Source organism: Mesorhizobium sp. WSM3860, assembly GCF_002294995.1.
Taxonomy (GTDB): Bacteria; Pseudomonadota; Alphaproteobacteria; order Rhizobiales; family Rhizobiaceae; genus Mesorhizobium.
Genome location: NZ_NSGF01000009.1, coordinates 144701 through 157083 on the forward strand (window position 1 = coordinate 144701; position 12383 = coordinate 157083).

Annotated in this window: 14 protein-coding genes; 11 read left to right on the plus strand and 3 right to left on the minus strand. The window is 64.3% G+C overall.

Going from position 1 to position 12383, the window contains the following annotated elements:
* Nucleotides 1-65: 65 nt before the first annotated feature.
* From modA to CK220_RS16550, 4 genes are all read left to right on the plus strand, one after another.
* Nucleotides 66-860: a molybdate ABC transporter substrate-binding protein gene (modA, locus tag CK220_RS16535; protein ID WP_095812555.1), complete on the plus strand. Its 795-nt coding sequence runs from the start codon at nt 66-68 to the stop codon at nt 858-860.
* 19 nt (nt 861-879) lie between these two features.
* The gene (gene modB / locus CK220_RS16540; RefSeq protein WP_095812556.1) at nt 880-1584 is read left to right on the plus strand and encodes a molybdate ABC transporter permease subunit; all 705 of its coding nucleotides are present in this window, start codon (nt 880-882) and stop codon (nt 1582-1584) included.
* The gene (gene modC, locus CK220_RS16545) at nt 1581-2693 is read left to right on the plus strand and encodes a molybdenum ABC transporter ATP-binding protein (RefSeq protein WP_095812557.1); all 1113 of its coding nucleotides are present in this window, start codon (nt 1581-1583) and stop codon (nt 2691-2693) included. Before modB ends, modC begins: the two co-directional genes overlap by 4 nt.
* A gap of 85 nt (nt 2694-2778) precedes the next feature.
* Nucleotides 2779-3120, plus strand: coding sequence for a winged helix-turn-helix domain-containing protein (locus tag CK220_RS16550; protein ID WP_066990897.1), 342 nt, complete (start codon nt 2779-2781; stop codon nt 3118-3120).
* An 82-nt stretch (nt 3121-3202) separates the two neighbouring features.
* Here CK220_RS16550 and cobF read toward each other — a convergent pair whose 3' ends face one another.
* The gene (gene cobF, locus CK220_RS16555; RefSeq protein ID WP_095812558.1) at nt 3203-3967 is read right to left on the minus strand and encodes a precorrin-6A synthase (deacetylating); all 765 of its coding nucleotides are present in this window, start codon (nt 3965-3967) and stop codon (nt 3203-3205) included.
* A 175-nt stretch (nt 3968-4142) separates the two neighbouring features.
* On the opposite strand from cobF, the gene CK220_RS16560 reads away from it, so the two are divergent.
* From CK220_RS16560 to CK220_RS16585, 6 genes are all read left to right on the plus strand, one after another.
* Complete coding sequence (locus CK220_RS16560; RefSeq protein ID WP_095812655.1) at nt 4143-5156, plus strand: DUF4424 domain-containing protein; 1014 nt, start codon at nt 4143-4145, stop codon at nt 5154-5156.
* Nucleotides 5156-5674, plus strand: a complete 519-nt coding sequence (locus CK220_RS16565) for a dihydrofolate reductase (RefSeq protein WP_095812559.1) — start codon at nt 5156-5158, stop codon at nt 5672-5674. Before CK220_RS16560 ends, CK220_RS16565 begins: the two co-directional genes overlap by 1 nt.
* Before the next feature lie 246 nt (nt 5675-5920).
* The gene (gene hflK / locus CK220_RS16570) at nt 5921-7018 is read left to right on the plus strand and encodes an FtsH protease activity modulator HflK (RefSeq protein WP_095812560.1); all 1098 of its coding nucleotides are present in this window, start codon (nt 5921-5923) and stop codon (nt 7016-7018) included.
* The gene (locus CK220_RS16575) at nt 7018-7980 is read left to right on the plus strand and encodes a protease modulator HflC (RefSeq protein ID WP_095812561.1); all 963 of its coding nucleotides are present in this window, start codon (nt 7018-7020) and stop codon (nt 7978-7980) included. Before hflK ends, CK220_RS16575 begins: the two co-directional genes overlap by 1 nt.
* A 6-nt stretch (nt 7981-7986) precedes the next feature.
* Nucleotides 7987-8172, plus strand: coding sequence for a DUF2065 family protein (locus CK220_RS16580; protein ID WP_095812562.1), 186 nt, complete (start codon nt 7987-7989; stop codon nt 8170-8172).
* A 145-nt stretch (nt 8173-8317) separates the two neighbouring features.
* On the plus strand, nt 8318-9829 hold the full coding sequence (locus CK220_RS16585) for a DegQ family serine endoprotease (RefSeq protein ID WP_095812563.1): 1512 nt from the start codon (nt 8318-8320) through the stop codon (nt 9827-9829).
* Between the two features lie 44 nt (nt 9830-9873).
* On the opposite strand, the gene CK220_RS16590 is transcribed toward CK220_RS16585, so the two are convergent.
* A complete protein-coding gene (locus tag CK220_RS16590) occupies nt 9874-10446 on the minus strand; it encodes a GNAT family N-acetyltransferase (protein ID WP_095812564.1) in 573 nt (190 codons plus the stop codon).
* Nucleotides 10443-11330, minus strand: coding sequence for a phosphoserine phosphatase SerB (gene serB, locus CK220_RS16595; protein WP_095812656.1), 888 nt, complete (start codon nt 11328-11330; stop codon nt 10443-10445). Before serB ends, CK220_RS16590 begins: the two co-directional genes overlap by 4 nt.
* On the opposite strand from serB, the gene miaA reads away from it, so the two are divergent.
* On the plus strand, nt 11320-12264 hold the full coding sequence (gene miaA / locus CK220_RS16600) for a tRNA (adenosine(37)-N6)-dimethylallyltransferase MiaA (RefSeq protein WP_095812657.1): 945 nt from the start codon (nt 11320-11322) through the stop codon (nt 12262-12264). The two genes, serB and miaA, sit on opposite strands and share 11 nt — an antisense overlap.
* Nucleotides 12265-12383 lie beyond the last annotated feature (119 nt).

The following is a 12383-nucleotide window of genomic DNA, read 5'->3' on the forward strand; positions in this document are numbered from 1 at the left end:
TATGTTCGTCCGGATATATCGAGTGGGCTCGAGCCGAACGGATCTTCAGAAGAGGGAGAGGTTTCATGACGGGCAAGAGTTTTGGATTGAAGGCGATCGCCATCGGCGGACTGACGGCAGCGTTGATGGCGGCTGTGCCGGCGGCTCACGCCAGAGACAAGGTGATCGTGTTCGCCGCAGCCAGCCTCAAGGACGCGCTCGATGCGGTCAACAAAGCCTGCGAGCCGGAAGTAGGCGAAGCGGCGATCATTTCCTATGCGGCAAGCTCGGCGCTGGCCAAGCAGATCGAAGGCGGCGCGCCGGCCGATGTGTTCGTGTCGGCCGACCTCGACTGGATGAAGTATCTCTCCGACAAAAAGCTGACTAGGCCAGACACCGAGGTGAAGCTGCTCGGCAACCAGATCGTGCTGGTGGCGCCGCAGGATTCCAAGGTCGAGACGAAGGTCGAGAAGGGCTTCGACCTCGCCGGGCTCATCGGCGACGGCCGGCTCGCCATAGGCGATTTCAAGGCGGTGCCCGCGGGCAAATACGGCAAGGCCGCGCTGGAGTCGCTGGGCGTCTGGTCCTCGGTCGAAGGCAAGATCGCGCAGGCCGAGAATGTCCGCGCCGCGCTCAAGCTCGTATCGACGGGCGAGGCCGCGCTCGGCATCGTCTACGCCACCGACGCGCATGCCGACAAGGGCGTGAAGGTCGTCGGCACGTTCCCCGAGGATTCGCATCCGCCGATCATCTACCCGATTGCCCAGACGGCGGATTCGAAGGACAAGGATACGGCTGCCTTCCTGAAATGCGTCGAGTCGGCCAAGGCCGCCGCGCTCTTCAAGGAACAGGGTTTTACGGTGCTCGCGCCGAGCAACTGAGAAAGACCTTACATCGCATATGAACTGGCTGCTGGACCTCACTCCCGACGAATGGAATGCGGTCCGGCTGTCGATCAAGGTGGCGACGGTGGCGATGATCGCCAGCCTGCCGCCCGGCATCTTGATCGCGCTCCTTCTGGCCCGGGGGCGGTTCTGGGGCAAGACCTTGCTCAACGGGCTGGTGCATTTGCCGCTGATCCTGCCGCCGGTGGTGACCGGTTATCTGCTGCTGCTCACCTTCGGCCGGCGCGGGCCGGCGGGCGCCTTCCTCGCCGAGCATTTCGGCCTCGTGTTTTCCTTCCGCTGGACGGGCGCAGCACTTGCCTGCGGGGTGATGGGTTTTCCGCTGATGGTGCGGGCGATCCGGTTGTCGATCGAGGCGGTTGACCGCAAGATGGAGGCGGCCGCCGGCACGCTCGGCGCCAATCCGGTCTGGGTATTCGCCACAATCACGCTGCCGCTGATCCTCCCCGGCCTGATCGCCGGCGCGATCCTGTCCTTCGCCAAGGCGATGGGCGAGTTCGGCGCGACCATCACTTTCGTCTCCAACATTCCCAACGAGACGCAGACGCTGCCCTCGGCAATCTACACTTTCACGCAGGTGCCGGGCGGCGATCCCGGAGCGCTACGCCTGACGCTTATTTCGATCGTCATCTCGATGGTGGCGCTGGTGGCCTCCGAAGTTCTGGCGCGGCGGATCGGCCAGAGGATGGACATCGAATGACGCTCTCGGTGGACATCAGTCATCGCCTCGGCGATTTCGCCATCGACGCGAATTTCGAAAGCGCCGGCCGGCTGACGGCGCTGTTCGGGCCTTCGGGTTCGGGCAAGTCCACGCTGATCAACCTGATTGCCGGGCTGATCCGGCCGCAAAAGGGACGCATCGCGGTCGACGGTCGCGTGCTGGTCGACACCGCCGCCGGTATCTTCGTGCCGATGCACAAGCGACGGATCGGCATGGTGTTCCAGGATGCGCGGCTCTTCCCGCATATGAGCGTCGCCGGCAATCTGCGCTATGGCCGTTGGTTCACGCCGGTTGCCGAGCGCTACGCCAGCATGGATGCGGTGGTCGAACTCCTTGGCATCGGTCCTCTGCTCGACCGCCGGCCGGCGAAACTGTCGGGCGGCGAAAAGCAGCGCGTGGCGGTCGGCCGCGCCTTGCTCGCCAGCCCGAAGCTGCTTTTGATGGACGAGCCTCTCGCCTCGCTCGACGAGGCGCGAAAGGCCGAAATCCTGCCCTATATCGAGCGGCTGCGCGACGAGACGAAGATCCCGATCGCCTATGTCAGCCATTCCGTCGCCGAGGTGGCGCGACTGGCGAGCGACGTGGCGGTGCTATCACAAGGCAAGATCGCGGCTTTCGGCCCAACCGAGGTGATCATGCAGCGGCTCGACCTTTTGCCGGCGGAGGAGCGCGGCGAAGGCGGCGCGGTGCTCGACACCAGGGTGCTGCGTCACGACGAAGCTTTTGGCATGACCGTGCTCGGCTCGCCGGCCGGCGAGATCCGCGTGCCGCGCCTTCCAAGGCCGGCCGGCGCCGTGGTGCGGCTCCGCATCCGCGCCCGCGATGTCATGATCGCGACCGAGCAGCCGGTAGGCTTCAGCGCGCTCAACATACTGCCGGGGACGATCGCCGCGGTCAGGCCGGGCGTCGGGCCTACGGTGGAGATCGCCATCGACTGCAACGGAGCAACCGTGCTGGCGCGCATCACCGAACAGTCGAAGCAGAGCCTGCGGCTCGCGCCCGGCCGCGAGGTCTTCGCGGTGATCAAGACGGTGAGCTTTGACAGCGCGACGACAGGTGCTGCGCTGCCGGTGGAGGCCGATGGTTGACGAAAGAGCAATATCGCTATGTTGGTTTGGAATAGCGATATGGTGGCGGAGAGGTTAATCTCGGCATGATCGCAGAGGACAAGGGATGCCATCGCTGAGTCTGCGGATAAATCTCGACCCCGACGGACGAATTGGTCCGGGCAAGATCGAATTGCTGGAGCAGATCGCCGCCTTCGGCTCGATCTCGGCCGCGGCGCGCGGCATGGAGATGTCCTACAAGCATGCTTGGGACCTGGTCGAGGACATGAACCGGGTGTTCGGCAAGCCGCTGGTGGCGGCGCAGACCGGCGGCCGCAAAGGCGGCGGCGCGCAATTGACCGCGGTAGGCCTCGCCGTCGTCAGCCGTTTCAGAGCGATAGAGCGCGCGGCGGCTTCAGCGGCGGCCGTGCACATGCAGGCGTTGCAGGCCGAGATCGACGCCGGATAGGCAGTAGGGGAGTAGGGGAAGGAGTAGGATGTGACATTCTGGAAAGTGTCTCAGGCCACGATCTCGCCCATACCCTTACTCCCTACTCCCCTAACTTCCTCAGCAGATAGGTGTCCATGATCCAGCCCTTTCTCCGCCGGGCTGCCTCACGGACCTTCTCGATTTCGGCGCCGACATCGCCGAGGCGACCGGAAAGGGTGATCTCGTCCGGCGTGCCGAGATAGGCGCCCCACTGGATGAAAACATCCTGGTTGGCCAGCGTGTTGAAGGCGCACTTGCCGTCCAGCATGACAACTGTGCTTCCGGCATTCGCGGGCAGGCCTTCCTCAGTCAGCCGGCGGCCGGTGGTGACCAGGATCGAATCGCCGATGCGGTTGAGCGCGGTCGCGTGGGCGGCGGCCAGCGCCTGGATCGCGGTTATGCCCGGAATGACCTCGAGCTCGAAATCGACATTGCCTCTGCGTCGCACGCGATCCACAATGCGCAGCGCGCTGTCATAGAGCGAGGGGTCGCCCCAGATCAGGAACGCGCCGCAGCCGTCCTCGGCAAGCTCGTCGCGGATCAGCCCTTCATAGATTTCGGCGATCGCCTCGTGCCAGTCGTCGACGGTCACGCGATAGGACGATGTCGGCTCGGCCCGAACCGGGACGTCGAATTCGACGCGACGCGACTTCGGGTTGGTGACGAAGCGGTCGCAGATCTGTCGACGGAGTTCCGCGAGGTCGCTCTTCCTGGCGCCTTTGTCGGGAACGAACAGCACGTCGGCCCGGTTCAGGGCGTTGATGGCCTGTACGGTCATGTGGTCGGGATTGCCGGCGCCGATGCCGATGACGAAAAGCTTGCGCATAGGCGTTCTCCTGCCCGATCGGGCGGCCGGTGTCCAGACGGGGCAGGCAGGCACGCGGGAACGCAAAATTCACTCGTTTGGCGGAAACGCTCAACGCCTCTAGCTACTTCTCCCGGAATTGCTCTAGATGGAGGCGCATCCGCATGATCCCGGTCATGCCGTCGAGAGGGGAGCTATGTTACGCACTATCCTGACCGCAGCGCTGGCATTCTCGATTGCACCCGCCTCCGCCAACGATTCCGTTGCCGAGCTGGGTACCGGCGGGCTGATCCTGTCGCGCAGCGATGCGGTTGCCATGGAGAGCGAGGATCTCTTCATCTCGCCGGAAAAGGTGACCGTCGACTACGTTTTTCGCAACAACACCGACAAGGACGTCAGCGCCATCGTCGCCTTCCCGATGCCGGACATCGAAGGCGACCCGAACGAGATGCCGGCCATCCCGGAAGCGCAAAGCGACAATTTCCTCGGCTTCGAGGTGACGATCGACGGCATCGACGCCAGGCCGCAGCTCGAACAAAAGGCGTTCGCGCTGGGTATCGACATCACCGCCGAACTCCAGGCGCAGAACGTGCCGCTCTATCCGTTCGGCGAGGGCGCCAAGGCGGCGCTGGCAAAGCTGCCCAAGGACGTCGCTGAGGATTGGGAAGATCGTGGCATCATCATCGAGGATACCGCCGATAACGGTTCGGGCATGCAAACCGCCTACGCGCCGTTCTGGCAGTTGCGCTCGACCTATTGGTGGCGCTCCACCTTCCCGGCCAGTAAACAAGTCCATGTCTCGCACCGCTACAAGCCGAGCGTCGGCGGCACGTCATCGGTCACCTTCTATTACGACGGCAAGTTCCAGGGGCAGTACGACACTTACAAGACCCGCTACTGCATGGACGGCGCGTTCGAGAACACTGTGCGCAAGGCAGCGAAGGAAAATCCCGACGGCTATCCGCAATATTTCGAGAGCCGCATCGCTTATATCCTGACCACCGGCGGCAACTGGGCGTCTGGCAGTATCGGCAAATTCAAGCTCACCATCGACAAGGGCAGCCCAAAGAACCTGGTTTCCTTCTGCGGCGACAATGTCCGCAAGGTGGGTCCGACGACGTTCGAGATGACGGCCAGGGATTTTTATCCCGAGCACGATATCGGCATCCTGCTGCTCAAGCCGTCGGACAATAGCGGGAACGGCGGCTGATGGACATCGCGATCTACGTCGCCATTGCCGAGAACGGCGTCATCGGACGCCAGGGCGGGCTGCCGTGGCGGCTTTCCAGCGACCTGAAGCGCTTCAAGGCCGACACGATGGGCAAGCCGATCATCATGGGCCGCAAGACCTATGAGGGCATCGGCCGGCCGCTGCCCGGCAGGCTCAACATTGTTGTGACGCGAGCCGGAGACTGGCGCGCCGAGGGCACCGAAGTCGCCCATTCGCTCGACGAAGCGATCGCGCTGGCCAAGGTGCGCGGCCGCTGCATGGCAGGTGCCGAGGAGATCTGCGTGGTCGGCGGCGGCGAGATCTATGCCCAAGCCCTGCCGCTAGCCGATCGTCTCCATGTCACGCATGTACTGGCTCGGGTCGATGGCGACGCCCATTTTCCGCCGATCGACCCGGCGATCTGGCGGATCGTCCGATCCGAGGATTTCCCGGCGGGCGAAAAGGACAGCCACGCCACACGCTATACCGTTTACGAGCGTCGCGGCGACGGTCACTGACGAGGACAAAGGGTCGCTGACGGCTCAAATCGCAGGCGCGCGTAGCGGATCGCGTTGAAAGCGCGTCACGGCGTCCCTATAGAAGAACGAGGGTACAGCGCCACGCTTCCAACCGGACGCGCAAGAAGGTCGCCGTAAAACTTTGATTTGGCGCATGATTCCTTTCCGAAAACCGATATCGGTTTTCGGGGTCATGCGCTAGGATCGCGCCGCAAGGCCTGAGGGAACCGAAGCGAAAGGACATTCATGCCCTGGAACGACAAGAGCGGTGGCGGCGGCCCATGGGGCGGCGGCGGCAATCAGGGACCCTGGGGGCAGGGACCGAAAGGCCCGAGCGGCCCGCCCGGTTCGCCTCCCGATCTCGAGGACATTATTCGCCGCGGCCAGGACAGGCTGCGGCGCGCTCTTCCGGGAGGCGGCGGCGCCAGCCCGGCCGTCCTCGGGCTGATCGCGCTCGCGCTCGTCGTGCTTTGGGCCTTCAAGGCCATCTATACCGTGCAGCCTGACGAGGTCGCGGTCGAATTGCGCTTCGGCAAGCCGAAGGCCGAGCTCTCGCAGCCGGGCCTGCATTTCCACTGGTGGCCGATCGAAACGGTCGAAACGGCAAAGATCTCCGAGCAGCTCGTCAGCATCGGCGGCGGGGCGAGCAGCGGTTCCGGGCTGATGCTCTCCGGCGACCAGAACATCGTCAATGTGCAGTTCTCGGTCGCCTACCAGGTTTCCGATCCAGGGGCCTACCTTTTCGATGTCTCCGATCCCGACGGCATGCTGACGCAGGTGGCCGAAAGCGCCATGCGCGAGGTCGTTGGCCGGCGCCCGGCGCAGGATATTTTCCGCGACGATCGCCAGGGTATCGCCACTTCGGTGCGTGAGATCGTCCAAAACACGCTCGACGGTTACAAGACGGGTCTGCAAGTCAACGCAATCTCCATCGAGGACGCAGCACCGCCGCGCGAGGTCGCCGATGCCTTCGACGAGGTGCAGCGCGCCGAGCAGGACGAGGACAAGTTCGTCGAGCAGGCCAATCAATATTCCAACCAGAAGCTCGGCCAGGCGCGCGGCGAGGCGGCCCAGATCCGCGAAGATGCCGCCGCCTACAAGAACCGGGTCGTGCAGGAAGCCGAAGGTGAGGCGCAGCGCTTCGTTTCGGTTTACAACGAATACGCCAAGGCGCCCGACGTGACGCGTAAGCGCCTTTACCTGGAAACGATGGAGAGGATCCTGAAGGACTCGAACAAGGTCGTCGTCGAGCAGGGCAACGGGCAGGGTGTGCTTCCCTATCTGCCGCTGCCGGCACTGCAGCCCAAGGTGCCGCCCGCGCCTGGGCTGGGAGGTAACCAGTGATGGCCAACCGTCTTCCCCTCATCGCGGTCATCGCGGCCGTCCTTCTGTTTCTGCTCTATTCCTCGGTGTTCGTCGTCAAAGCGGGCGAGCAGGCGATCGTGCTGAGGTTCGGCGAGATCATCGACGTCAAGACCGAGCCGGGCATCTACTTCAAGGCGCCATTCGCCTTCTTCGATGCCGACAGCGTTCAGACGATCGAGAAAAAAGTGATGCGCTTCGACCTCGACAATATCCGCGTCCAGGTCTCCGGCGGCAAGTTCTACGAGGTCGACGCCTTCATCGCCTACCGCATCTCGGATCCGCGCACGTTTCGCGCGGCGGTGTCGGGGCAGGTGGAACTCGCCGAAGCCCGGCTGAAGACGCGTCTGGATGCGGCCCTGCGCCGTGTCTACGGCCTGCGCGACTTCGAGGCGGCACTTTCCGAAGAACGCGGCGTCATGATGCGCGACGTGCGCGACCAGCTGCGCCCGGATGCGACGTCGCTCGGCCTCGACATCGAGGATGTGCGCATCCGCCGGACGGATCTGACCGCCGAAGTATCGCAACAGACCTACGACCGGATGAAGGCCGAACGCCTGGCGGAAGCCGAGCGGCTGAGGGCTCGCGGCAACGAGCAGGCGCAACGCATCAAGGCCAGGGCCGACCGCGAGGTCGTCGAGATCATCGCCGAGGCGCAGAAGGAATCGGAGATCCTGCGCGGTGAGGGCGAGGCGCAGCGCAGCGCCACCTTTGCTGAAGCCTATAAGCGGGATCCGGGCTTCTTCGATTTCTATCGCTCGATGAATGCTTACGGCACGGCCTTGGACAACACCGGAACCACCATGGTGCTGTCGCCCAACTCCGAGTTCTTCCGCTTCTTCCGCGATCCGGAAAGCAAGCCCGAGCCCGGACAACCGGGGGCATCGCAGTCCGCGCCTGCAGCGCCGGCAGCCCCCGCCACGCAACCCGGCACCGCCCAGTAGCGGGCGGTGCAGGACTTCCTCGCGGCTATCGGCCTGGTCCTCGTCATCGAGGGCCTGGTCTATGGCGGGTTTCCGGCTCTGGCCAGGAAACTGGCGGCGGAGGTGCTGTCGTTGCCGGAGAATGTGCTGCGGATCGGCGGATTGGCTGCAATCGGCATCGGCGTCGCCATCGTCTGGCTGGTTCGCGGCTGATGAAATTCCTTGGTGCCGAGGCGATTGACGATTTATCTTCCGCCAATAGCTATAGCCGCAAACGTGCCTTATTTCTTGCCAACATGAATTGGGCGGGCGCCTTTGCGGAAGCGCCTTTCTTTTTCAAAAACGCCGGGAGGCCACGATGATATCCGACACCCTGTTGCGCGCGGCGCGGCGCACGTTTTTCGCCGGTGCCACCGCATTCGTCGTCGGCATAATTGCCGTCCCGTCCTTCGTCACGCCGACGATCGCCTCTGACGCGCCGCCTTCCGTCGCCGACCTCGCCGAACGCCTGCTCGGCGCGGTGGTCAACATCTCGACCTCGCAAACCGTCAAAGGCACGGAAGGCCCCGGTGCGGTGCCGATGCCGCAACTTCCGGAAGGCTCGCCCTTCCAGGACTTTTTCGATGACTTCTTCAAGAACCGCGGCGGCGACAAGGGCGGCGGGCAGAAGGTGCAGTCGCTTGGCTCCGGCTTCGTCATCGATGCCGAGCAGGGCATCGTCGTTACCAACAATCACGTCATCGCCGATGCCGACGACATCGAGGTCAATTTCTCCGACGGCGTGACGCTGAAGGCGACGCTTGTCGGCACCGATACAAAGACCGACGTCGCGTTGCTGAAGGTCGATCCGAAGGGCCACAAATTGACGGCGGTGAAGTTCGGCGATTCGACCAAGATGCGCGTCGGTGACTGGGTGATGGCGATCGGCAATCCGTTCGGTCTTGGCGGCACGGTCACGGTCGGCATCGTCTCGGCGCGCAACCGCGACATCAATTCCGGCCCCTATGACGACTTCATCCAGACCGACGCCGCCATCAATCGCGGCAATTCCGGCGGTCCGCTGTTCAACAGCAGCGGCGAGGTCATCGGCATCAACACGGCGATCATCTCACCTTCGGGCGGCTCGATCGGCATCGGCTTTTCCATTCCCTCGCAGCTCGCGGCGGGCGTCGTCGAGCAGCTGCGCCAGTTCGGCGAGACACGGCGCGGCTGGCTTGGCGTGCGCATCCAGCCAGTGACGGACGACATCGCCGAAAGCCTCGGCATGGCGACGGCCAAGGGCGCGCTGGTGGCCGGCGTCATCAAGGGCGGGCCGGTTGACAACGGCACGGTCCAGGCCGGCGACGTCATCATCAAGTTCGACGGCAAGGACATCCACGAAATGCGCGACCTGCCGCGCGTCGTCGCCGAAAGCCCTGTCGGCAAGGCGGTCGACGTCGTGATTGTGCGCAAGGGCGTCGAGCAGACAGTGAAGGTGACGCTCGGCCGACTCGAGGACGGCGAGAAGCTGGCCAGCGGCGAGAACGGCAGTACCGAGGAGGACAAGGGCGACAAGGCGGCTCCTGTGTCGACGGCTTCTGTGCTCGGCATGACCGTTGGCGAGCTCAACGACCAGACCAGACAGAAATTCGGCATCGCGGCCGATGTGTCGGGCGTGGTCATCACCGACGTCGTCAAGGATTCGGCCGCCGCCGAACGCGGCATCCAGCCCGGTGAGGTGATCACCGAGATCGCGCAGGAATCGGTCGGCACGCCGAAGGACGTCATGGACCGGATCGGCGCGTTGAAGGAGCAGGGGCGCAAGAACGCTCTGCTGATGCTCGCCTCGAAGTCCGGCGAGTTGCGCTTCGTGACGATCCGGATGGACTGACTCCAGAAAGCCCGGTAACAGGTTGATTTTGCAATAAAGGGCGGCTAGCGAGCCGCCCTTTTTCGCGCCTGCCAGTCCTCGCGCGACAGCCTGTACAGCACATGCCGCTTGAGGTGAGGGTGGCTGTCCGGCACGGCGGGATGGTCGAAGTGGGCGCCCGGGTCGGCGCGCATGCCGAGCCGCTTCATGACGGCGATCGAGCGATGGTTTTCGGCGACGGCAAAGGAGACGATTTCGTCCAGCTCCAGCGTTTCGAAACCGAAGCCGAGCCAGGCCTCGGCCGCCTCGGTGACATAGCCCTTGCCCCAGAATTCCGGGGCTAGCCGCCAGCCGATCTCGATCGTTCCGGCAGCCAGGACGTCGATATCCTCGGTTCCGAACAATCCGACGAAGCCGATGCATTCGCCGGTGGCGGCAATCTCGGCCGCGGCGAAGCCGTAGCCGTCCGCATCGATCCAGGCCCGGACCTCGTCCATTTTGGCATCCGCCGCGGCGCGGTCGCGGCGGAACGGAAAAAATTCCATTACGCGCTCGTCCGAGTTGATGCGATGGAAGAGCGCGCGGTCGCGCTCTTCCCAATTGCGCAGGATGAGGCGCTCGGTGCGGATCGGCTTCATTGCACGAATTCGCCCTGGCGATAGCCTTGGAGGTAGAGCAGCGCGGTCAGATCGCTGTGGTCGATGCGGATCCTTGCCTGCTCAGCCACCGCCGGCTTGGCGTGGAGGGCGACGCCGGTGCCGGCAAGGCGGATCATGTCGAGGTCGTTGGCGCCGTCGCCCACGGCAACTGCATCGGCCGTCGTCAAGCCGAACCTCGCCGCGATGTCGAGCAGCGCCTCGGCCTTGGCGGCGCGGCCGAGGATAGGCTCGGCCACCGTGCCGGTGAATTTGCCGCCGTCCTCGATCAGCCGGTTGGCGCGGTTCTCCTGGAAGCCCAGCATTGCGGCGATGCGGCTGGTGAAGACGTCGAAGCCGCCTGAGACGAGCGCCGTCCAGGCGCCGTTGGCGCGCATGGTCAGCACCAGCGTGCGGCCGCCGGCGGCCAGCGTCAGCCGGTTGGCGATGATGCGGTCGACCACCGCCGTGTCGAGGCCCTTGAGCAAGGCGACGCGCTCGCGCAAGGCCGGCTCGAATGCGATCTCGCCATTCATCGACCGCGCCGTGATCGCAGCGACGTGCTCCTTGACGCCGATCTCGTCTGCAAGCTCGTCGATGCATTCCTGGTCGATCATCGTCGAATCCATATCGGCGAGCAGGATCTTCTTCCTCCTGCCTTCAGCCGGCTGGACGATGATGTCGACCGGCTCGGAGGCCAATGCCGCGCGCAGATTGGCCGTCAATTCGCCGATGTCAGGCGTCTCCGGCAAAACCAGATCGCAGGCGACATCTTCGGCCAGCCAATGAACGGCGCTTGCGCCGGCCGCTCGCGAGGCGATATTCGCAAGCGGGACCGACACTCGGCGGTCTTTGGGATTGGACACAAGCGTGGCGATCAGCGGCATCGAAAATTCCGGCAGGCAGGCGGGCAAAGGCCGCGTGAAAAACGCGATCCTGATAGCGGGGCCGACCGCCAGCGGCAAGTCGGCGCTGGCGCTGGACATCGCCGAGCGCAAGGGCGGCGTCATCGTCAACACCGATTCCATGCAGGGCTATTCGGTTCTTGACGTCCTGACGGCGCGTCCGAGCGCGGCCGAAACGGCGCGCGTGCCGCATTATCTCTACGGCCACGTGCATCCTTCGACAGCCTACTCGACCGGCGCCTGGCTGCGCGACGTCACCGGGCTGATCGCGGAAGGCATTTTGTCCGGCCGGCCGGCTGTCTTCGTCGGCGGCACGGGGCTTTATTTCCGCGCTTTAGCCGAAGGCATCTCGGACATGCCCGACATTCCGTCGTTGGTACGTGAGCGCTGGCGCTACGAGCTCAAGGAACAAGGGGCGGAACGGCTGCACCGCATACTGATGCATGAGGATTCGGCTGTCGCCATGCAGCTCCGGCCGACCGACGGCCAGCGCATTGTGCGGGCGCTCGAGGTGCTCGACGCGTCGGGCCGGTCGATCCTTGAATGGCAGGCGGCTCGCGGCCAGCCCCTCATCGACCGCGACAGCGCGACCTTCCTGGTGATCGAGCCGGATCGCGGCGAACTGGTGACGCGTATCGGGGCGCGTTTCGATCAGATGCTGGACAAGGGCGCGCTCGACGAGGTCAGGCAGCTGATGGCGCTCGACCTCGATCCGAACCTGCCGGCGATGAAGGCGATCGGGGTGCGCGAGCTGCAGGCTGCGATGGCCGGACACATGAGCTTTCCCGAAGCGATTGAGCGAGCCAAAATCGCCACACGCCAATATGCCAAGCGGCAAACGACCTGGTTCAGACACCAGCTGGGACCGGAGTGGCAAAGGTTACGCCCGGGCGAGAGATGGTCAATCCCGGACTGATGGAATGCGATTTGAATCAGGGGCTTGGAATTGTGAGTGCAGCTTCCCGTGACGGTTGTCGGGTTAACCGTCCGTAAGGTCTGGCATGCCATAACGACGACGGTCGCAGTACCGCGGGG

Coding starts and splice junctions, on each gene's coding strand:
- modA (WP_095812555.1), top strand. CDS start 66: ATGACGGGCAAGAGTTTTGGATTGAAGGCGATCGCCATCGGCGGACTG.
- CK220_RS16550 (WP_066990897.1), top strand. CDS start 2,779: ATGCCATCGCTGAGTCTGCGGATAAATCTCGACCCCGACGGACGAATT.
- hflK (WP_095812560.1), top strand. CDS start 5,921: ATGCCCTGGAACGACAAGAGCGGTGGCGGCGGCCCATGGGGCGGCGGC.
- CK220_RS16585 (WP_095812563.1), top strand. CDS start 8,318: ATGATATCCGACACCCTGTTGCGCGCGGCGCGGCGCACGTTTTTCGCC.
- cobF (WP_095812558.1), bottom strand. CDS start 3,967: ATGCGCAAGCTTTTCGTCATCGGCATCGGCGCCGGCAATCCCGACCAC.
- CK220_RS16565 (WP_095812559.1), top strand. CDS start 5,156: ATGGACATCGCGATCTACGTCGCCATTGCCGAGAACGGCGTCATCGGA.
- CK220_RS16575 (WP_095812561.1), top strand. CDS start 7,018: ATGGCCAACCGTCTTCCCCTCATCGCGGTCATCGCGGCCGTCCTTCTG.
- CK220_RS16590 (WP_095812564.1), bottom strand. CDS start 10,446: ATGAAGCCGATCCGCACCGAGCGCCTCATCCTGCGCAATTGGGAAGAG.
- modC (WP_095812557.1), top strand. CDS start 1,581: ATGACGCTCTCGGTGGACATCAGTCATCGCCTCGGCGATTTCGCCATC.
- serB (WP_095812656.1), bottom strand. CDS start 11,330: ATGCCGCTGATCGCCACGCTTGTGTCCAATCCCAAAGACCGCCGAGTG.
- modB (WP_095812556.1), top strand. CDS start 880: ATGAACTGGCTGCTGGACCTCACTCCCGACGAATGGAATGCGGTCCGG.
- CK220_RS16560 (WP_095812655.1), top strand. CDS start 4,143: ATGTTACGCACTATCCTGACCGCAGCGCTGGCATTCTCGATTGCACCC.